This window comes from Streptomyces sp. NPDC057616 (genome assembly GCF_042800575.1).
Classification (GTDB): domain Bacteria; phylum Actinomycetota; class Actinomycetes; order Streptomycetales; family Streptomycetaceae; genus Streptomyces.
The window spans coordinates 38826-57795 of sequence record NZ_JBHVGU010000034.1 but is presented as its reverse complement, the minus strand read 5'-3'; the positions used below and the strand labels follow the sequence as shown (position 1 = coordinate 57795).

At 70.6% G+C, this 18970-nt stretch carries 22 protein-coding genes; 3 read left to right on the top strand and 19 right to left on the bottom strand.

The window, feature by feature from the left end:
- Position 1: 1 nt before the first annotated feature.
- Entirely contained in the window at positions 2 to 289 is a 288-nt protein-coding gene (locus ACFU97_RS34290) for a hypothetical protein (protein WP_384264450.1), read from the bottom strand.
- Between the two features lie 388 nt (positions 290 to 677).
- On the opposite strand from ACFU97_RS34290, the gene ACFU97_RS34285 reads away from it, so the two are divergent.
- Complete coding sequence (locus tag ACFU97_RS34285; RefSeq protein ID WP_384264449.1) at positions 678 to 1700, top strand: chitinase; 1023 nt, start codon at positions 678 to 680, stop codon at positions 1698 to 1700.
- Here the strand turns inward: ACFU97_RS34285 and ACFU97_RS34280 are convergent.
- The 4 genes from ACFU97_RS34280 to ACFU97_RS34265 form a co-directional block, all read right to left on the bottom strand.
- On the bottom strand, positions 1697 to 2143 hold the full coding sequence (locus ACFU97_RS34280) for a hypothetical protein (RefSeq protein WP_384264447.1): 447 nt from the start codon (positions 2141 to 2143) through the stop codon (positions 1697 to 1699). The two genes, ACFU97_RS34285 and ACFU97_RS34280, sit on opposite strands and share 4 nt — an antisense overlap.
- Before the next feature lie 17 nt (positions 2144 to 2160).
- Positions 2161 to 3360 (bottom strand): cyclic dehypoxanthinyl futalosine synthase, encoded by a 1200-nt coding sequence (gene mqnC, locus ACFU97_RS34275; protein WP_384264446.1) that lies wholly within the window; start codon positions 3358 to 3360, stop codon positions 2161 to 2163.
- Between the two features lie 125 nt (positions 3361 to 3485).
- Positions 3486 to 4229, bottom strand: coding sequence for a prepilin peptidase (locus tag ACFU97_RS34270; protein ID WP_384264444.1), 744 nt, complete (start codon positions 4227 to 4229; stop codon positions 3486 to 3488).
- Positions 4226 to 7195: a BTAD domain-containing putative transcriptional regulator gene (locus ACFU97_RS34265; RefSeq protein ID WP_384264443.1), complete on the bottom strand. Its 2970-nt coding sequence runs from the start codon at positions 7193 to 7195 to the stop codon at positions 4226 to 4228. Before ACFU97_RS34265 ends, ACFU97_RS34270 begins: the two co-directional genes overlap by 4 nt.
- 332 nt (positions 7196 to 7527) lie before the next feature.
- Here ACFU97_RS34265 and ACFU97_RS34260 point away from each other — a divergent pair, with 332 nt between their 5' ends.
- A complete protein-coding gene (locus ACFU97_RS34260; protein WP_384264442.1) occupies positions 7528 to 8172 on the top strand; it encodes a hypothetical protein in 645 nt (214 codons plus the stop codon).
- A 2-nt stretch (positions 8173 to 8174) separates the two neighbouring features.
- Positions 8175 to 9233, top strand: coding sequence for a hypothetical protein (locus ACFU97_RS34255; protein WP_384264441.1), 1059 nt, complete (start codon positions 8175 to 8177; stop codon positions 9231 to 9233).
- 157 nt (positions 9234 to 9390) lie between these two features.
- On the opposite strand, the gene ACFU97_RS34250 is transcribed toward ACFU97_RS34255, so the two are convergent.
- The 14 genes from ACFU97_RS34250 to ACFU97_RS34185 all read right to left on the bottom strand — a co-directional run bounded on the left by ACFU97_RS34250 (position 9391) and on the right by ACFU97_RS34185 (position 18970).
- Positions 9391 to 10263, bottom strand: a complete 873-nt coding sequence (locus tag ACFU97_RS34250; RefSeq protein WP_384264440.1) for a hypothetical protein — start codon at positions 10261 to 10263, stop codon at positions 9391 to 9393.
- Positions 10260 to 10691, bottom strand: coding sequence for a hypothetical protein (locus tag ACFU97_RS34245; RefSeq protein WP_384264439.1), 432 nt, complete (start codon positions 10689 to 10691; stop codon positions 10260 to 10262). Before ACFU97_RS34245 ends, ACFU97_RS34250 begins: the two co-directional genes overlap by 4 nt.
- A gap of 17 nt (positions 10692 to 10708) precedes the next feature.
- Complete coding sequence (locus ACFU97_RS34240) at positions 10709 to 11116, bottom strand: hypothetical protein (protein ID WP_384264437.1); 408 nt, start codon at positions 11114 to 11116, stop codon at positions 10709 to 10711.
- 133 nt (positions 11117 to 11249) lie between these two features.
- Entirely contained in the window at positions 11250 to 11492 is a 243-nt protein-coding gene (locus ACFU97_RS34235; RefSeq protein ID WP_384264513.1) for a barstar family protein, read from the bottom strand.
- 238 nt (positions 11493 to 11730) lie between these two features.
- Positions 11731 to 12150 carry an SsgA family sporulation/cell division regulator gene (locus tag ACFU97_RS34230; RefSeq protein WP_384264436.1) on the bottom strand — a complete coding sequence of 140 codons (420 nt, stop codon included), beginning with the start codon at positions 12148 to 12150 and terminating at the stop codon, positions 11731 to 11733.
- A 266-nt stretch (positions 12151 to 12416) separates the two neighbouring features.
- On the bottom strand, positions 12417 to 12884 hold the full coding sequence (locus ACFU97_RS34225) for a TadE/TadG family type IV pilus assembly protein (protein ID WP_384264434.1): 468 nt from the start codon (positions 12882 to 12884) through the stop codon (positions 12417 to 12419).
- A complete protein-coding gene (locus tag ACFU97_RS34220; protein ID WP_384264433.1) occupies positions 12884 to 13303 on the bottom strand; it encodes a TadE/TadG family type IV pilus assembly protein in 420 nt (139 codons plus the stop codon). Before ACFU97_RS34220 ends, ACFU97_RS34225 begins: the two co-directional genes overlap by 1 nt.
- A gap of 3 nt (positions 13304 to 13306) precedes the next feature.
- A complete protein-coding gene (locus ACFU97_RS34215) occupies positions 13307 to 13768 on the bottom strand; it encodes a TadE/TadG family type IV pilus assembly protein (protein ID WP_384264432.1) in 462 nt (153 codons plus the stop codon).
- Between the two features lie 25 nt (positions 13769 to 13793).
- Positions 13794 to 14045 carry a hypothetical protein gene (locus tag ACFU97_RS34210; protein ID WP_384264430.1) on the bottom strand — a complete coding sequence of 84 codons (252 nt, stop codon included), beginning with the start codon at positions 14043 to 14045 and terminating at the stop codon, positions 13794 to 13796.
- Positions 14046 to 14167: 122 nt separating this feature from the next.
- Positions 14168 to 15091, bottom strand: a complete 924-nt coding sequence (locus ACFU97_RS34205) for a type II secretion system F family protein (RefSeq protein WP_384264429.1) — start codon at positions 15089 to 15091, stop codon at positions 14168 to 14170.
- A complete protein-coding gene (locus ACFU97_RS34200) occupies positions 15088 to 16059 on the bottom strand; it encodes a type II secretion system F family protein (protein ID WP_384264428.1) in 972 nt (323 codons plus the stop codon). The genes ACFU97_RS34205 and ACFU97_RS34200 overlap by 4 nt, the downstream gene beginning before the upstream one ends.
- Position 16060: 1 nt before the next feature.
- The gene (locus tag ACFU97_RS34195; RefSeq protein WP_384264426.1) at positions 16061 to 17368 is read right to left on the bottom strand and encodes a CpaF family protein; all 1308 of its coding nucleotides are present in this window, start codon (positions 17366 to 17368) and stop codon (positions 16061 to 16063) included.
- Positions 17365 to 18222 carry a hypothetical protein gene (locus ACFU97_RS34190; RefSeq protein ID WP_384264425.1) on the bottom strand — a complete coding sequence of 286 codons (858 nt, stop codon included), beginning with the start codon at positions 18220 to 18222 and terminating at the stop codon, positions 17365 to 17367. The genes ACFU97_RS34195 and ACFU97_RS34190 overlap by 4 nt, the downstream gene beginning before the upstream one ends.
- 19 nt (positions 18223 to 18241) lie before the next feature.
- Positions 18242 to 18970, bottom strand: a complete 729-nt coding sequence (locus tag ACFU97_RS34185; protein ID WP_384264423.1) for a hypothetical protein — start codon at positions 18968 to 18970, stop codon at positions 18242 to 18244.

Below are 18970 nucleotides of genomic sequence, written 5' to 3'. Positions count from 1 at the left end.
GTCATCCGGCCGTGGCGGAGGCGGACGGGGTGGAGCTCGGCGGCCCGCCGAGGGAGGTGCCCGTGGGCGGCCTCCCGCTGGGCCGCGCGCGCGGGGTGCCGGTGCCGCCCTGCGGCTCGGCGCCGCCGGGCCCGCCGCCCGCGAAGGGCAGCAGCGAGGACGGGGTCCCGGTACCGATCCCCATGAAGGCCAGCCCCAGCACCACGGCGTACCCGAGGCAGAGCACGCCGGCGAGGAGGCCGACCCGGCGCAGCAGCTTGGAACGGCGCCCGGAGTTGTCAACGAACACGGGCCCCTCGGCGGGCCCGTTGCCGCGTTTGCGGCGGCGACCATGCCCGGTCGCATGGTTTTCGATGGCAGGCTCGGAATGCATTCCCCAGACGTTAGGGAGTCTTTATGTGACCGGGTCGCGCCTTCTTGTGAGGCAGATATGAGAAACGGCTCAGACTGTCTCCCGCCTGTGGAATATCGTGAATCCCTGCACAACTCCACACGAGGAGGAAGGGGTTGAATGTTCCGTTCCGCCTGTCCGACTCATCCGGTTCACTCCGTTCCTCCCCTGGGTTTCCTGTGCATGAGCTGGTTTCATGAACACCAGCGGCGTGTGAGACGTTTCCCTTTCGAATGGGCCTTTGTTTCGAGCTTGAGACAGAAATCACGAGAGCGGGTGCTTACGAATGCCGAGTTTCCGGAAGCCGGTGGCCGGGCTCACTTGTCTGTTCGCCCTGGCCACTGCGGGCTGCTCCGCGGGCTCGGACGGGAGCACGGACGCGGCGCCGCGACCGGCCACATCCGGCACCGCGTCGGCCGCCGGATCGTCCGGCATGTCGTACGCCCCCTACGTCAGCGCCACGGACGCCGCCGCCACCGACTCCAGCGGCTCCCCCTCGACGTACAACCTGGCCTTCGTGATCTCCGACGGCAGCGGCTGCACGCCGAAGTGGAACGGCGAGCGGGCGCTGACCGACCCGGCGGTGGCGTCCCGGGTGGCGAAGCTGAAGAAGAGCGGTGGCTCGGTGCGCGTCTCCTTCGGCGGCGCCTCGGGCAAGGAGCTGGCGTCGACCTGCGACAGCGCGTCCGCGCTGGCGGCGGCGTACGGCAAGGCGCTGGACGCGGCCGGCGCCACCCGCGCCGACTTCGACATCGAGGGCGACGAGCTGACCGACTCCCGCTCGGTCGCCCTGCGCTCCCGGGCGATCGCCCTGCTCCAGAAGGAGCGCGACGACCTGGAGGTCTCCTTCACGCTGCCCGTCATGCCGTCCGGGCTGGACTCCGGCAGCCTGGCGCTGCTGGAGTCCGCCAACACCTACGACGTCCAGGTCGCCACGGTCGACCTCATGACCATGAACTACGGCGAGTCGTACACCGGCGACATGGGCGACTACGCCCTCACCTCGGCGACGGCGGCCCACGCCCAGCTGAAGAAGGTCTTCGGCCTGTCCGACGCGGCGGCCTGGCAGGGGATGGCGCTCACCTCGATGATCGGCGTGAACGACATCACCGCCGAGACGTTCACGCTCTCCGACGCGGCGCAGGTCCGGACGTTCGCCGAGCGCAAGGGGATCGCCTGGGTGTCGATGTGGGCGACGTTCCGGGACCAGCAGTGCGAGAAGGGGAAGTCGACGCGGGACGACGCGGCGACCAACTGCAGTGGGGTGCGGCAGAGTTCGGGGGCGTTCGGGAGGGCGCTGGCGGGTTAGCGGCGCCGGTGCACCAGGCGCCCGGCGCACACCGTGGCGATGCAGGCGCCGGTCTCGTCGAACACGGCGAGGTCGGCGCGGCCGGTCCGGGTGATCGCCGTGGGCCGGGTGCGCTCGAGGACGACGACGTCGTTCCGCTCGGCCGCGGCCCGCAGGTCCGGTGAGTCGGCGTACTGCTCCAGGACCGCGACCGCGCCCAGCTTCAGCACGGCGTGGATGCGCTCACGCGGCGACGGGGCGTCCGGGAGCGGTCCTTCGTGGATGCGCGCCGGCCCCAGGGTGCCGGGCCACCGGCGCACCCGCGCACCCGGGAACCGCTCGCGCAGCTCCTCCAGCGTGCCCACCGCGTCGATCCGGTCCCGACCCACCACGACGGCGCCGTTGCCGATCGGCTCCGACTCCCAGGTGCACCGGACCTCGTCCGCCGCGTGAATGGTCTCCAAGTCGTCCTCGGGACCGCTCAGTTGGAGGCCAGGAGCTTCAGCTCCGGGTGGGCCGTGCCGCCCGCGATCGCCGTGGAGGAGATGTGGGACATGACCCGCTCGTCGACGGGGTCGTTCGCCGGGTCGTCGTGCACGACGAGGTGCTCGTACGTCGTCGCCCGCTGGGCCGGGACGCGCCCCGCCTTGCGGATCAGGTCGATGATCTCCAGCCGGTTGGAGCGGTGCTTGGCGCCGGCCGAGGAGACGACGTTCTCCTCCAGCATGATCGAGCCGAGGTCGTCGGCGCCGTAGTGCAGCGACAGCTGGCCGACCTCCTTGCCCGTGGTCAGCCAGGAGCCCTGGATGTGCTGGACGTTGTCCATGAACAGCCGCGCGATGGCGATCATCCGCAGGTACTCGAAGAGCGTGGCCTGCGTACGGCCCTTCAGGTGGTTGTTCTCGGGCTGGTAGGTGTACGGGATGAAGGCGCGGAAGCCGCCCGTGCGGTCCTGTACGTCACGGATCATCCGCAGGTGCTCGATGCGCTCGGCGTTGGTCTCGCCGGTGCCCATGAGCATGGTGGACGTGGACTCCACGCCCAGCCGGTGCGCGGTCTCCATGATCTCCAGCCAGCGCTCGCCGGACTCCTTCAGCGGCGCGATCGCCTTGCGCGGCCGCTCGGGCAGCAGCTCGGCGCCGGCGCCCGCGAAGGAGTCGAGACCGGCGGCGTGGATGCGCTGGATCGCCTCCTCGACGGAGACCTTCGAGATCCGCGCCATGTGCTCGACCTCGCTCGCCCCCAGGCTGTGGATGACGAGCTGCGGGAACTCCTTCTTGATGGCCGCGAAGTGCTTCTCGTAGTACTCCACGCCGTAGTCCGGGTGGTGCCCGCCCTGGAACATGATCTGCGTACCGCCCAGCTCGACGGTCTCGGCGCAGCGCCGCAGGATGTCGTCGAGGTCGCGCGTCCAGCCCTTCGCCGTGTCCTTGGGGGCGGCGTAGAAGGCGCAGAACTTGCACGCCGTGACGCAGACGTTCGTGTAGTTGATGTTGCGCTCGATGATGTACGTCGCGATGTGCTCGGTGCCCGCGTACTTGCGGCGGCGCACGGCGTCGGCGGCGGCGCCGAGCGCGTGCAGCGGGGCGTCGCGGTAGAGGTCGAGCGCCTCCTCGGGGGTGATCCGCCCACCTGCGGCGGCACGGTCGAGGACGGACTGAAGGTCGGCCTTCTCGGTCACCGGGGCGTCCCTTTCGTCAAGGGTTGTGGACAGACCAGACCAGCCTACGCCAGGCGTTTTGCGCGCCCGACGTCAGGCCGTGCGCGCCTTCCGGTGCCGCCGCGCCGCGCGGGCGCCCGATGCCGTCACGCCGCGTAGGCACCGATCAGGAGGCCGGCGAAGGCCCCGGCGATCAGGAACGGCCCGAACGCGATGGCCGTCTTGCGCCCGGCCCGCCGTACGGCGACGAGCGCGCCCCCGTACACCGCCCCGAGCAGGAACGCGGCGAAGGTGCCCAGCATGAGCGTCGGCCAGCCGTACCACCCCAGGGCGGCGCCGAGACCGAGCGCCAGCTTCACGTCGCCGAAGCCCATGCCGCCGGGGTTGATCAGGAACAGCACGAAGAAGGCGCCGCCGAGCGCGAGGGCGCCGTAGAGGGAGGTGAGCCAGTCGCCGGCGTGCTCGGGCAGCAGGGCGGCCACACCGAGCAGGACGAGCGCGCCGCCCGCGAGCGGCAGCGTGAGCACGTCCGGCAGCCGCTTCACCCGGAGGTCGACGGCCGCGAGCAGCACCCCGACGGGCCCGAGCAGCAGCCAGACGCCCAGCTCGGGCCGGGGCCCGGTGGCCGCGGCGAGCGCCGCGCAGACGAGCGCGGTGGCGACGGCGAGAGGCACCGCGGACCCGTAGGACGCCTCCGCGGACGGGCACTGCGCGCAGCGCGCCCGGCCGAGCCACCCGGTCACCGGGTGCCCGCCGGGACACCGGTCGCGCCAGTCCTCCCCGGACGGCGCGGCGAAGCGGTAGGCGGCCCGCGGCAGCAGCGCTCCCGCCGCCGCGCCCCACAGGGCGGCGACGGCGATCAGCAGGGCCGTGCTCACACCGCCGTTCATCCCACGGCGGCGACGCCGCTGCGCCAGGACGGCAGCAGCTCGTCGAGCAACGCCTCGGTGCGCGGCGGCAGTCCGCGCGCGCCGCTGCGGTTGACGAGGTCGGCGGCGAGGGTCTGGAGGCGGTCCGTGTCACCGGTGGCGTGAGTGGCGCGCAGCAGCTCGTTCCAGAGCCGCTCGTCGGCCGGGGCGGAGTTGAGGGCCGCGCCCAGTGCCTCGATCGCCTTCTCCGCGCGGTCCTTCTCCAGGTGGAAGGCGGACAGCGCGAGCCCGATGTCCGCGACGAGCAGCGGGAGTTGGGCATCGACGATCTCGTGGGTGAGCCAGCGGTAGCGCCCCTCGGGACGGTCGGCGAGCAGCGGGCCGCGCACCAGCACGAGCGCGTCGGTGAGCAGCCGCCCGCGCACGGCACGGCTGTCGACGCCCTTGCCCTGCATGGCCTCGTGGTAGAGCGAACGCAACACGTCCAGGTCGGACACCACGGACTTGGCGAGCACCAGCCGTCCGGTCGCGTCGGCGGAGAGCCGGGGCCGGCCGTCCGGATCGGCGCCGAGCCAGTCCGCCAGCCGTTCCAGCAGCGCGTCGCGAACGTCCTCGGTGACGCCCCGCGGCCACAGCGCGGAGGACAGCACCCGCGGGTGCACGCCCTCGCGGTGCAGGAGCAGCAGCGCGAGCGCTTCGTGCAGCAGGGCGCTCCGGTCGCCGTCCGGGGTGTCGAGGCCGATGATCTCGTACGGGCCGACGAGGCGCGCGTACACCGCGGGCCGCCCCTGCTCGCTGATGTCGACGAGGAACGGCGGGGTGGGCACGGGCCCGTCCGGCTCACGCTCGGGGTCGGCCTCGACGAACAGCTCGACGACGGCGCGCTGGGTCGCCAACGGCAGCATCTGGGCGTCGAGTTCGAGCCCGAGCAGCGGGGCGAGCAGCTTGCCCTCGCCGGTGACCTCCATCTCCCAGGCGGCGCCGGGCAGATCGCCGGTCTCGGTGCCGACGAGGTAGCCGATGCCGAGCCGGCTCGCGTCGGAGGCGAGTTCGGCGAGCTTGACGGCGTCCTCGGCGGAGGGCTGCGCGGCGAGCAGGACGAGGTGGGGCGCCCAACGGGTGTGCTGGGCGGGCCCGGTACGCCCGGTGAGCACGGAGTCCTGCCCGGCGGCACCGAGCGCCCCGCGCCGCTGCCGCGTCTCGGCCTCCATGGTCTCGATGAGGTCGTCGATGCCGTCGAGGTGGCGCAGCCGGTTGGGCGCGAGCGGGGTGAGGTCCTCGCCGAAGCCGACGAGGGTGATGGTCATGCGGTCCGACCACCCGTTGGTGGCGAGCTCCGCGGCGACGGAGGCGAAGACGGCGGCCCGGTCGGCCTCGCGGCCGCTCAGGGAGACGATGCCGGGCACGGACTCCAGGTTGAGCAGCAGCCGGGAGTCGTCCATGGTGCCGAGGCTGACGAGGCCCGGGTAGGGCGCGGCGGTGTCGACGTCCTCGTACCGCTCGCCGTCGCTGCGGGCCAGCATCCAGAACGTCTGGTCCTGCCCGAGCTGCCAGGGCGCGGGCGGCTTCCCGGCGGGCTGGGCGAGTTGCAGATGCAGATCGCCGTTGCTGAGCCAGGCGGCGTAGACGGTGGGCAGGGCGCGGGACTCACCGGCGAGCTGGGCCGCGAGGCCCCGCAGCGACCGGTCCAGCAGCCGTACGCCGTCGGGGTCGGCGCCGACGAGCAGGGCGTCCTGCGCGTCCGCGGCGTCGCCGGTCGGCATCGGCGGCTCCATGCCGCGCCGCCCGCCGACGGCACCGAGCGCCGACTGCCACAGCGCCTGCCGGCGCCTGCGCCCGAGGGCGCCGAGGAGACCGGCGGCGAGCAGGGGGGCGCCGATGAGGGCCTGGGGCAGGCCGAAGGCGCTGCCGGCGTTGTTCGCGGTGGCGGACGCGGCGGGCGCGGTGTGCTGCCGGCCGCCGTCGGCGGCGGGGCGCTGCTCGGGGATGGAGACCTGCTGGGCGCCGTCCTGGGCGTGGGCGCCTTGGGCGTGGTCGCCGCCCTGGGCGTGGCTGCCGGACTTGGCGTAGTCGTGGATCTGCTGCTGGACGCCGGGCGAGGCATGGGTGCCGGGCGCCTCGACGAGCTCGCCGCCGTGTGCGTCGCCGGGCATCTCCATGATCCACCCGGGCCGGATGAGGCTGGCCTCGGACAGCCGCGAACCGTCGGGCTGCACACGGTCCTTGTTGAGCTCGTAGATCTCCTTGTACCGGCGCCCGTCACCGAGGTGCCGCTGGGCGATCTCCCAGAGGGAGTCGTGGTGGCGGCCCTCGGGCGGCTGGATCCGGTAGTACTTCGTGTCGCCGTGCTGCTTGGCGTTGCTGCCGGCGTCGGCGGCCTGCGCGTGCGAGGCCTGCTCGGCGAGGGCGGCGGCGGTGTTCGCGGCCTGCTCCTGCTGCTGGGCGAAGATGCCCGGGGTCGCCTGCGCCGCGGCGACGGTGGGCTTCTGGTTGCCCTCCAGGCTGTGCCCGAGCTGCGACAGCCCCGGCGTGAGGCTGGCGGCGGTCGCGCCGACGAGCAGCAGCGCGGCGACGAGCTGCCGCGCGAGCAGCTGGCTCGGCCCGGCTCCGGGAACGCGCCCGGGCACCCCGACCCCGGACAGCGCGGCCTTCACCTCGACCAGCACGCACGCGGTGAACTGGGCCCAGGCCAGCCACACCACGACGGTCAGGATGTGCAGGAAGGTCGTGACGGTGATCTCCTGCTGCAGCCAGTCCAGACTCGGCACGCCGTGCGGCAGCGGCCACCCGATCAGCACGGCGAGCGCGCCCGGGACGCCGACCACGAGGACGAGCAACGCCACGAACGCGAAGAACGCCTTGACGATGTCCCCGAACGAACGCCGCCGGATCCGGACGGCCTGAGGCGTCCGGTTCCTCGGCGCCGTGGAGGCCGTCGAGTTGCCCGTCGAGCGTCCCGTCGAGCTTGAGGTGCTGCGTCGCGGCATGGCGGTGTCCTGGGTTGTGAGCGAGGTGCGGTGGCGGTGGGACTGGTGAGCCTACAGAGATCTTATGGACTCTTATTTGGGACGTCGAAGGCCGGACGTGACGGCGAACGCGCGCATCCCCTCCAGTACGTCACCCCGTGCCCCCTAAGCCCGATTGGTCCGGCGACCCCCGTCGCCACGGCCTCACTCGCCTACGATCCACGCTCCCGCGCCGGTCACGCCACACTCCTCACATCCCCCACACAATCCCCCACCGGCACGCCAGACCCTCTCACCCGCCCCTGATAGCTTCGTTCCCCGTTGCACACAGCCAACCCCGGGGGAGATCAACCGTGGCCCGCCACGCACTGCCGACCACAGCCGCCGCGCTCGCCGCCTCGGCGGCACTGCTACTCACCGGGTGCGGCGGAGGTGACAAGTCGTCCTCGGGGGACATCAAGGGGGCAGACACGGGGTCGAGCAGCCCTTCGGCCACGGCGGCGCAGTCCTCGGGAATCAAGCGCCCCGGCATCACGCTCCCCAGTGAGTTCCAGCTGACGTTCGAGAACTGGACGAGCAGCGATGCCGTCGAACAGGCAGTCCTCAACGACACCAAGGAACAACTCCGGGCCGGGTATGCGGCGATCATCGCCAACAAGCCTGACGGCGGCGACGCCCTAGCCTTCTACGACACCGCATCGGGCCTCTCGCAGGACCAGCAGTGGATCAAGACGTATACGAGCAAGAACCTCACCGTCTTCGGAAAACTGCCCGCGTACGACCCCAAGCCCACGCTCCTCGGCAACAAGCAGACGCGCGCCGTAGTGACGTACTGCACGGACGAAAGCAAGGCCTACACAAGGGACCGCAAGACCAAGGAGGTCCAGGGGAACCCCAAGGGCACGGATCCCAAGGTCTTCTACACGGTCACTCTGACCAAGAACCCGAACGGCGTCTGGCAGAACATCTCCACGCGCGCGAAGAGGGGTGGCTGCTGACGATGAGGCCCGGACATGCAGCGGCCGCGTCGATCGCGTCCTTGGCCGGAGTCCTCCTCCTGTCCGTACCCGCAGGCGCAGTTGGCGGTGGCGGCACCAACAACGGGACGCAGGGCGGCAAGCACGGCAAGAACGTCTACGCCTCCGCCACGTACTCCACGATCAAGGTCCGCCAGGTCAGCGGTCCGACCGGAGGCAAGCGCGGCAGCCTCGCCTCCGTGGACGTCAACTGGAAGCCCCCGGCCTGCTGGTACGAACCCGTCTTCACCGGTCAGGAACTGAAGGACTTCGTCGACGCCAACGACGGCGACGGCGACGTGGGCATCCACGAGTCCTGGTACGGCAAGGAGCTCTGGACCGACCACTACCAGGACGGCAAGCCGGAACACAATTTTGACGACGCGTACACCGTCGCCGAGGGCTACAAGAACTGGAACATCGGCAAGGACGGCTACTTCTGGCGCAGCGTCGCTCCGGATGACTCCGATCCCGATTCCTGGGACTGCGGCAAGATCATGTTCTGGCAGGACGCCAACGTCGTCCCCAAGGTCGCCCACGCCCCCACGCCGCAGATGCTCGCCGAGTACGCCTACAACAAGGTGCAGGTCCCCGACACCGAGATCGAGGTCAAGCCCACCGACAAGTCGACGGTGAACCTGCCCACTTGGGTCTGGCTGGACAAGGGCAAGTTCAAGGAGATCAAGGTCCGCGCCGAACTCCCCCGCACCAACCTCTGGGCCGAGACGACCGCCAAGCCGGTCGCTCTCCATCTCGACCCGGGCACCCAGGACGCGACGACGTTCCCGGCCTCCGGCGACTGCAAGATCAACGACGACGGCTCGATCGGCACGCCGTACGAGAAGGGCGACGCGAAGAGGACCCCGCCCTGCGGCATCACATACCTCCACGCCACGAACGGCACGCCGTACCACCTGAAGGCCTCCATCACCTGGCAGGTCTCCTGGGAGGGCACGGACGGAGCGAAGGGCGACCTCCCGAACGGCACCTTCGACACGACCCAGGACATGAACGTCCAGGAGATCCAGGCCGTCAACCGCTGAGCGGTCCAAGGCCGGCCCGCATCCTGGACCTGTCCATGACGGAGCACGTGACGGTGAGGGTCGTCTCCTCCGGCCTTGACGACTTCGCCGACGCAGGAAGCGCGACGGTGCGCGTCGGCGGAGCTGTCCCCAGTTGGACACCGCGGAAAAGGGCACCTCACTCAAGCCCGTCTGCCCCGACCCCCACCCCGAGCAGCCCGTCGAGCGCTTGCTCATACGCCCGCAGCCGCGCCTTGTCGTCCTCCTCCGCGCCGGAGCCAGGCTCAAGGAGGCCCGGAAGATGAGCGACCCGCCACATCCTGAAGATCTCCGCCGGACGGACGCCCCTGCCGACACTGCCGCCCGCCAAATCGGCGCCGTAGTCCAGGACTTCGACGACCTTGGGCGCTCCCCGCGACACGTCGGTCCCGGCAGCAACCGCAGCGGCGATCACCCCCTGCAAGAAACGGGTCAGTTGCAGGTCCGCCGCGACGCGGCACATCCGGCGCACCACGCTCGGGTCGTCGAGCCTTTCGAGCCCTTCGAGCGAACGTGGCGCACCCGCGGCGCCTCCCGACCAGAGAAGCAACGACACCCCGGACACCTGATGATCACGGAGCCACCCGAGTTCGTCGGCGATCGCCATGACCGGGTCACCGAACCCGCAGAGCGACCGGATAGCGGCCCGCAGCCGCTCCACGTCCTCCTGCCTGCGCGCCAGGAAGTCCCCCACCGAGACGTCGGCAAGCTGCCAACTGCCCGTGGCGTTCACCGCGCCGACGTCGACCACGCCCCCGAGCGGCCCGAACACGTCGCGCGCAAGCAGTTCTTCCGAGACCCGGGTGACCTCCCGACCCGCCTCGTCCGAGGCAACCAGGAGTTCCAGCTCATGGGCGTACGACCGGAGACTCTCCTTCACGCCCTCGCGGGATGGTGCATCAGGCCGCAACACCTCGGGCAGACATCTGACGCGCCACATCCGAAAGGTCTCCAGCGCGACCTGACTGCTGTCAATGCCCACCAACTCACCCGCGATGCGAACGGCAGTCACGATGAGCGCCGACGCGGTCTTCGGCTCGGCGCCCGCCCGACGGCAGCCCCCACCAAGGCATCCATGAGGGTGGCCAACTGGAGATCGGCGCCCATGCGAACCAGCCGCCGCAGTACGGCAGGCTCTTCGGCATCGGGCGGATACCCTTCGATGCACCCCGAGTACATCAGCAGCGCTTCGGCCGTCACTTCATGGCGGCCGTTGCTCCACCCACCTTGCTCATCGAAGATGGCCATGGTCCCGGGAGAGAAGTCACCGACGCGCCGCACCACTTCAAGAAGGCGAGCCACCTCCTCCCGCCGGCCACCCACGAAGTCGGCAAGCGATACGTCCCTCAGGGATCGCGCCCCCGAAGCCACGACCGCCCCCACCTCCAAGATGCCCCACAGAGGTGCGAATACGTCGTAGCCAAGCCCCGTCTCGGACACCGGGGCGCACCTCTCCGTCATTCAGACGTCCCGGATCCGCGAAGCGGACGTCCACGCCGAGCTCGCCAGGCCCCACCCACCGCATCCGCGAACCGCAGCCACCACCCTTCCGCGGCATTCCGCACCGCGCTCACCACCCATCGCCACTTGAACCACGGCGGCAACTTCCGGAACGGCACGACCGTCAGCGTGTCGCGGATGGCGTACGCGGCGAGCCCTTGGGGACCTTCCGCACGAAGCGCGGCATACAACTCGGGCGTCAACTCCCCATGCCGCCGGGCAGCCACCCCCACGGCGGTGAACGCGAACCCCCGCTGCGTGGCATCGTCCAGCCGCGTCGCCCTCACAATGTGAGGCGACGCCTGCTCCAGCGAACAGTTGAAAGCCAACCCGATCACTTCCGAACCAAGATCCTGCTCATCCACTCCGTCACCGCCATTCCGCTGGATTGAGGGCCGCCCCGACCCATCGGTCACCAGCCGTGACGGCCAAGTCGGGCTGCCGCACCCTGGAAGCGATCTCAGCAGGGTCGAACTCTGGAACTCGAACACGAAGTACTCACAGACGGCAGGGAAAGTAGTGGGCCTCTACCAACCGATCCGCGTCGTGAACGACGACTGCGCCCCCGACTCCTCCGGTGACCGCGCCGCACACATCGCCCAGGCAATCCACCAACGCGTCCCAGTTCCTTCCGAAATAGCCGGGGAACTGCAAGGCATCCGTGAATGAGGAGAAGATCCCCTGTTCGGTCAGCAGATCGCGTGAGTCGAGGTGGCAGACACGCCCGCCCTTCGACTCCAGCGCCGAGAGCTCTTGCCGGACCTACGGCTCCTCGTGAGGAACGAAGATCGCCCAGGGCGGCTGCGAAGTCCCCATACGGTCCAAGTTACTGATGTCAGGTCCTCAGTCGTACAAACGTGCCGTGCCGCACTCCACGAGTTCCTCGATCCCCGTCTCACGCGGGGTACAGCTTTGCGTGTCCCACTCCGCTCGATCCAAGCCGTATTGAGATCTAGCGCTCACGGCATGGTCGAGTTTCTTACGCCGCCCCCGCCCCGAACAGCGAAGCCACCCCCCGGTCCAGTTCCCGTTCTGCCGGTTCGCCCTCCTGGTCCGTGAGTTCGTGGGAGCGGGTCAGGAAGCGGTGGAGGGCTCTTCTTTCGAAGCGGACCGCTGCCGTGCCCTGCGGGGTGTGGAGTTCTACGACGGTGTGGGACGGGCCGTGCGGGCGCAGGCGTACGGAGCCGAGGCTCGCCGGGCCCGCGAGGCCCGCCTCCAGGAGGGTGCGGGCGAAGGTCCAGGTGACCTCCTCGTCGTCCAGCGAGATCCACGCCGGGAAGACCAGGTGCACCGCCTGCGGGTCGTCGGAGGTGTACCGGAGGGTCACCGGCACCGCCACCAGGGCGTCGTCGGGCGTGAGCAGATGGGCGCCGGTGGGCTGCTCCAGGGCTATGTACACGGGCGGTGTCTCTTTCCGGGCAGGGCGAGCGGTCGGGCAAGTCGGGGCGAGCGGCGGCCGGTTGGGCCTGTGCATCATGTAGAGCGCGAAGAGCGGCCTGCATTACGCCGTGACAGGGGGCAATTTTCGTGGCGTGCGTCACATGGCCCGAAAGGCTGCCGTCGTGGCGCGGTCTGGAACTCGCTTATGCCCGCTCGACCGTCAGGAACGCCCAGGCGGAAACCTCCATGCCCCGCGCAGCTTCCGGGTCGCTTCCGGCCCCGGCCTCAGCCGACCTCGTTCTCCGCGACGCCCTCTCCGTGCACGACGACGTCGCCGCCGTAGAACATGCCCGTGAAGACCGGTGAGTACGTCAACTGGACCTGGACCTCGACCTGTTGGGCGTCCGCCGCCACGCAGTGGGTCGCGGCGATGTCCGCGCCGGACATGTCCATCTGCCGGGCGAAGGTCTTCACCCGGGCGTCGCAGTTCTGGTAGTTGATCGGGGCGGCGCCGCCCCCGTTCTCGTAGAGCGCGTCGAGGTCGATGTCCTGGGCGGCGTAACGGGCCGCCTGTTCCGCTATGTCGGCCGCCCGCTCCCGCTTGGAGATGGACAGGCCGCCGTCGATGACGAAGGCGGAGAGGGAGAGGAAGACCAGCGTGAAGATGATGACCGCGCCGGCGCCCGAGCCCCGGTCGTCGAAGTGGGCCCGGCGTGACTCCCACCAGGTGCGCACGTGCCGCAACTGCCCCATCACGCCTTCCTCTTGTACGGGTCCAGCGGCGCGGTGAACGAGCCCGACATGTGCGTCTTGATGTCCAGGCCCAGCATGGCGAGGCCGCGCACCTGGCAGCTCACCTGGACCGTGAACAGGTCGGCGTCCGCGAAGCCCGCGCTGGTCTTGGTCACGTCGACCGGTCCGGAGCAGACGTCCGTCAGGTCGGCCTCGGCCGCCTTGCGGGCCTCGGCCATGGCGTTGCCCTCGTCCCACTGGAGGGAACCGGAGCGGGCCGCGTCCCGGGCCGCCCCGTCGATCGCTCCGCGTCCGTCCACCATCTGGCCGAAGGCGACCAGGACGAGGATGAAGAGGATCATCACCGGGGCGAGGATGACCACCTCGATCGCGGACATGCCCCGGTCATCTCTTAGGTCCCTGAGAGGGGAGAGAGTCATCGGCTAGTTCCCGTTCTCCCGTACGAACCTCTCCACCGGGCCCTCCGACTGCGCGTGGACGGTGAAGTCCAGCCCGGGAAACACCGTCGGCACCTTCGCCGTGATCTCCACGCCCACCGTGTTCTGCTCGGGCTGGAGCATCTTCACGTTCGGCGACAGCACCAGCTGCGGGCCCAGTTGGCTGATGTAGCTGTCGACGACGCCCTGCGCCTCGCCCCGCCACGCACCCGGCTGGTCGTGCGCCGTCGCGCGGGCCTTGCGGGCGCCGGCCTGGGCGGCCGCCTGGGCCACGTGGTCGGCGAAGAAGTACAGCGCGAACTGCACCGTCGCGAAGATCATGAAGAAGAGGACCGGCGTGAGCAGCACGAACTCGATCGCGGTCATGCCGGAGTCACCGCGGGTGGCGGCCGCCTCGCGTGCGGTCCTGACCCTGCGGCGCATCCATTCGCCCACGTTGGCCGGCATCCCTTCAACCCCGTTGCAGCCGCGGTCAGCAGGTGCCGCTGGCCTTGGCGCCGTTGATGCAGTTGGAGACCTTCTTCGCGCCGTCGCTCAGGGCGGCGTTGATGATCGCGGCCACCACGCCGACGATCGCCACGACGACCGCGGAGATGATGACCCACTCGACCGCGGAGGCGCCGCGGTCCAGCTCGCCGGAGCGGGCGCGCTGCACGCGGCCCTGCAGGAAGGTGACCAGGAAGTCCACCGCCGGAATGCCGGTGTTGAAGTTCCGTCCCGTCATGGTGAGTTGTCCTCTCAGAAGCAGAAGCAGAAGTCAGATGCAGAAGCTGTTGCGGATGTGGCGGATGCGGATGCTGTTCGGTGACGTGTGGCCGCCGGACGGATGAGCGCGGGTCGCGGTCGTCATTGCACCTGGAACACCCGCATCGCCGCCGGGAAGATCAGGAACACCAGGAAGCCCGCACACAGCAGCAGCTGCGCCACGAGCATCGACTGCGACTTCTCGCCCGCGCTGCCCTCGATCTCGGAGAGCTCGCGGTGGCGCATGGTCTCGGCGCGGGAGGCGAGTGACTCACGCACCTTCGCGCCGTCGTCCGCCACCAGGGCGAGGGAGGCGGAGAGGTCCTTGAGCTCCTCCACGCCGATCTCCTCACCGAGCTGCCCCAGCGCCTGCCACTGGCTGATGCCGGTGATGCGGGCGTCGGCGAGCACGTTGCGGATGCGCTGCGTCGCCCAGCCGTCGGAGACCTCGGCGGCGGCCATCAGCGCCTCGGGCAGACCGCGGCCGCCCGCCAGGCTCATCGAGACCAGGTCGAGGTACGCGCCGATCACGCGCCGCAGGTCGCGCCGCTTCTCGGCCGCGTCCCGCCGCACCTCCAGGTCGGGCAGGAAGAAGAAGACGAGGGCGAAGGCCAGCGCCAGCCAGACCGGGATGACCGGGCTGCTGCCGACGCCCAGCGTCCAGGCAACCGCGAACAGGAACGGACCGAAGAACAGGCCCGCCACGCTCAGCAGCACCTTGGTCGCCAGGAACTTCTCCCAGCTGCGGTCCAGCACCGAGAGGTCCGCCCGCAGCGAGCGCTGCTCCCAGCCCTGCTGGAGGTAAAGCTCGGCCACCCGCTCGCCGACCTGGGCCCGCAGCGTGCCGAGACGGCTCGTGTCCGCGGTCGTCCGCGCGGACTCGTACGCCGCCCCCCGCGCCCGCATCGCGTCGATCCGCGCGACCTGCGAGACCGCGCTGCGCTTGGACGGCATCAGGGCGCGTACGAGGGCGTAGATGCCCAGGCCCAGGACCGCGCCGACCAGGATCGGCATCGTGAGGTTCACCGTCGTACCCCCTCTTCCTGCGGCGTCTGCCGCTCCGGCGTCCGGGGCCGGACGAACTGCACCGACGACTCGTCCTTCACCAGGAACCGCTCCGGCGTCTCGATGGTCGACAGCTTGCGCAGCCACCAGAAGCCGAGCGCGAACAGGCCGCAGACGCAGGCGAGGACGAGCTGGCCGACGGGCGTGCCGTACGGCGCCACGAAGTCGCGGTTGAAGATGGACAGGCCCAGGACGAACGCGATGGAGACCGCGACGACGATCTGGACCGAGCGGCGGGTGGAGGCGCGCTGCGCCATCACGCGCTGGCGCATGTCCACCTCTTCACGCGCCGACTTGGCGAGTGCGCCGAGGACCTGGCGCAGACCGGGGCCGCGCAGCCGGGCGTTGAGGATCAGCGCAGCGACGATGATGTCGGCGGAGGCGTCGTCGATCTCGTTCGCGAGGTGCTGGAGCGCCTCGGGGAGCGGGGTGCGCGACCGCAGCCGGTCGACGAGCGCGTCCAGGTGCGGGCGCAGGATCGGGGCCGCGGCCCGGGCCGAGGCGGGGATGGCCTGCTCCAGGCCCACCGCTCCGGCGATGGTGTCGCGCAGCGACTCCGTCCAGGAGGCGAGGGCCTCGACGCGGCGCATGGCCGCCCGTTCCTCGGCCGCGCCGCCGAAGAGACGGTCCCAGAAGAAGACGAGGATGCCGGCCGCGATGCCGGCCACCGCCCAGCGGGTCAGCAGCAGCACGACCAGGCCGACGATGGCGGCCAGCGAACCGCGCTGACCGGCGAACCGGATCAGCTCGCCCGCCCGTTCGGCGGCCTTCTGCTTCTCGTGGTCGGGCTTCGCGGGCAGACCGCGCAGGGCGATCATGAACAGCGCGAGCCCGCCGCCGACGGCGACACCGCAGCCGATCGAGTACAGGACGGTCGTGGAGAACAGGCCGCCCATGGAACCGAGCGAGCCGAGAGCCTCGTAAGTCATGTCACCCCCACGTGCCGGTGGGCCGGTAGCCGTACGCGATCAGTTCCTCCAGGCACGCGATGGGCGCGTGCGGCACCACCCGCCCGTCCGGGGCCTCCGCGAACACCTCGCTGGACAGCACGCGGCCGTCCACGCCGTTGACCTCGCGGACCGAGGTGACCACGCGCTGGAGGCGGCCGCCGCTCTGGTAGTTGTTGCGCCGCTGGATGAAGACGACGAAGTTCACCGCGCCCGCGATGAGCATCTGGCTGGCCTCGATGGGCAGCCGCTCGGACGCCTGGAGCGCGTAGGTGGAAATACGGTTGAAGACCTCGCTGGAGCTGTTCGCGTGGATCGTCGACAGCGAGCCGTCGTTGCCCTGCGACATCGCGTTCAGCATGGTCACGATCTCGTCGCCGAGCACCTCACCGACGATGACCCGGGAGGGGTTCATACGCAGGGACCGGCGGACCAGTTCGGCCATCGAGATCATGCCCTGGCCCTCGGAGTTGGGCAGCCGCTCCTCGAACGCCACGACGTTCGGGTGGAGTTCGGGGAAGGTGTCGAGGCCGAGCTCCAGCGCGCGCTCGACGGTGATCAGGCGCTCGTGCGGCGGGATCTCGTTCGCCAGGGCCCGCAGCAGCGTCGTCTTGCCGGCGTTGGTGGCGCCCGCGATCATGATGTTCTTGCGGGCGCGGACGGCGCAGGCGAGGAAGTGCGCGACCTCGGGGGCCAGCGTCCCGTTGCCGACGAGGTCGGAGATGAAGACCTTGCCCATGCGGGCGCGGCGGATGGAGAGCGCGGGGCGCCGGGTCACGTCCATGACGGCGGACAGACGCGATCCGTCCGGCAGCCGCAGGTCGAGCTGCGGGTTGGCGGAGTCGAAGGGCCGGGAGGAGAGACCGGAGTAGGCGCCGAGCACCTGGATCAGCTCGATGAGCTCCTCGTCGGTCTCGGCGACCGGATCGCCCACCACCTCGCGGCCGTCGGCGTAGCCGACGAACACCTGGTCGGAGCCGTTGATGTCGATGTTCTCGACATCGGGGTTGTCGAGCAGCGGCTGGAGCCGGCCGACGCCGAAGAGGGCCGCGTGCACGGCGGCCGCGTACTGCTCCTCGGTCTCGGCGTCGAGGGGGGTGCGGCCCGCGTTGATCTCGGTGCGGGCGTACTCCTCCAGGATCTGGGCTATGACCGCACGGGCGTACTGCCGCTCGTCCTCGGTGGACATCGGCGTGACGTTGTTCGCCTGGTCGAGGCGGCGCTGCTCGGCGATACGGTCACCGGCGTCCTGCCGGAACCGCTTGACCAACTGGTGGTCGACAGCGGTCATGCCCCGGCCCCCGCATGGCCGTTGACATGGCCCTGGTGGGCCTGTGCCGAGACGGACCAGGCGGCGCCGTACTGCTGGTAGATGTCCGCGGTGACCTTGCGGGCCGAGCGGATGAGCAGGGACTTCTCCAGGCGGCCGCGCTTGCGCCCGGCCAGCTGGTCGGCGCCCGCGGGGTCGTCGGCGATGGTGCCGACGACGCGAGCGCCGGTCTGGGCGTGCACCAGCATGTCGTTGACCTGGCCGGCGATCTTGGCCGCGTTGTTGGTGTCGGCGATCAGCACCACGCCGATCAGCGGGGTCGCGAGGCCGGCCGCGCCGCGCGGGCCGCCGTGCAGCTTCGCGGTGAGCGCGGCGGCGCGGTCCCGGACGCGCGCGATGGACTCGGGCTCCGTACGGGAGACGAGCAGGACCAGCGCGGCGTGCGGGAACAGGTCGACCGCCGGGGTGTCGCCGCTGATACGGCCGCAGTCGGCGATGACGTCGGCGGGCGCGTTCGGCGAGTCGGCGAGCGAGGCGAAGGCGTGGCCGAGGGTCGGCCAGAGCCCGGCGAGACCGGCGGCGTGCTCGGCGTTCCCGAGCCCGACGAGGACCTCGAGTCCGCCGCTCAACGGCTGCACGTGGTCCCAGAGTTGGTCGGGCACGAGCCCGCGGCGCGCGGTCGCGGCGATGGACAGCATGCCCGTGTTGGGGTTGAGCGGTCCGCCGTGCGCCGCGGCGCTGCGGTAGACCAGGTCACCGCCCGCCGGGTCGGTCTCGGCGAGCAGGACGCGGCGCGGCCAGACCGCCGAGAGGGCGACGGCCGCGGTGGTGACGCCGGGGGAACCCTTGTCGGCGGCGAGGGCGATGAGGGCCATGGTCTGCTTCAGCCGCCTTCTACTTGCTGGAGACGAGCACGAGAGCGACCTGGCCGTTGGAGGCGGCCTGGGCGAGATCGGCGGCCTTGTCGGAGTCGACGGTCACCGTGATCGACTTGTTCGTGCTGCTGACCAGTTCGTCGCCGCCGTCCTTGGGGACGGTGCTGACGGTGGCCCGCTCGACGATCAGCGAGTTGCTGCCGCCGGCCGAGGAGGGCGAAGAGGACGAGCTGCTGCCGGAGTTGGAACCGGTGTCGCTGGTGACGCGGTAGGCGGCCACGACGTCGCCGGGCTCGATCCCGGTCGGGTACTGGCCCGCCTTCAGGGAGAGGCCGACGAGGGCCTTGCCCTGTCCGACACCGCTCTGGTCGCCGAACATCTCGCCGACGGCGACGACGCCGCCCGGGATGGTGCTGACGGCCTTGAGCTTCTTCAGGTTGGCCAGCTGGGACCACGGCACGTAGTGGATGCCGCTGTCCTCGGCGACCATCACCGACGTCACGTTGCTGTCGGTGACGGAGCCGCCGGCGGGGATCTCCTGCGTGACCTTGACGACCTCGATCCGGTCGCCGGCCCGCAGCACGAGCATGGTCGCGCCGAGCGCGCCGACCAGGATCAGCAGCACGGCCAGGGCGGCCAGTGCCGGTTTGCGCTCGCGAGGCGGAGTGGGAAGCCGGTCACCGACCGACGGCTGAGCCGGAGCCGCGGAACGACCATGAGTCGCCCCCGTACGCTCTTGGATCTTCAC

Excerpts from the sequence above, each read along its gene's own strand:
- ACFU97_RS34215 (WP_384264432.1), bottom strand. The coding sequence starts at position 13,768 with ATGCCGGCCAACGTGGGCGAATGGATGCGCCGCAGGGTCAGGACCGCA.
- ACFU97_RS34195 (WP_384264426.1), bottom strand. The coding sequence starts at position 17,368 with ATGACCGCTGTCGACCACCAGTTGGTCAAGCGGTTCCGGCAGGACGCC.
- ACFU97_RS34190 (WP_384264425.1), bottom strand. The coding sequence starts at position 18,222 with ATGGCCCTCATCGCCCTCGCCGCCGACAAGGGTTCCCCCGGCGTCACC.
- ACFU97_RS34270 (WP_384264444.1), bottom strand. The coding sequence starts at position 4,229 with ATGAACGGCGGTGTGAGCACGGCCCTGCTGATCGCCGTCGCCGCCCTG.
- ACFU97_RS34285 (WP_384264449.1), top strand. The coding sequence starts at position 678 with ATGCCGAGTTTCCGGAAGCCGGTGGCCGGGCTCACTTGTCTGTTCGCC.
- ACFU97_RS34220 (WP_384264433.1), bottom strand. The coding sequence starts at position 13,303 with ATGACTCTCTCCCCTCTCAGGGACCTAAGAGATGACCGGGGCATGTCC.
- ACFU97_RS34200 (WP_384264428.1), bottom strand. The coding sequence starts at position 16,059 with ATGACTTACGAGGCTCTCGGCTCGCTCGGTTCCATGGGCGGCCTGTTC.
- ACFU97_RS34265 (WP_384264443.1), bottom strand. The coding sequence starts at position 7,195 with ATGCCGCGACGCAGCACCTCAAGCTCGACGGGACGCTCGACGGGCAAC.
- ACFU97_RS34225 (WP_384264434.1), bottom strand. The coding sequence starts at position 12,884 with ATGGGGCAGTTGCGGCACGTGCGCACCTGGTGGGAGTCACGCCGGGCC.
- ACFU97_RS34255 (WP_384264441.1), top strand. The coding sequence starts at position 8,175 with ATGAGGCCCGGACATGCAGCGGCCGCGTCGATCGCGTCCTTGGCCGGA.
- ACFU97_RS34210 (WP_384264430.1), bottom strand. The coding sequence starts at position 14,045 with ATGACGGGACGGAACTTCAACACCGGCATTCCGGCGGTGGACTTCCTG.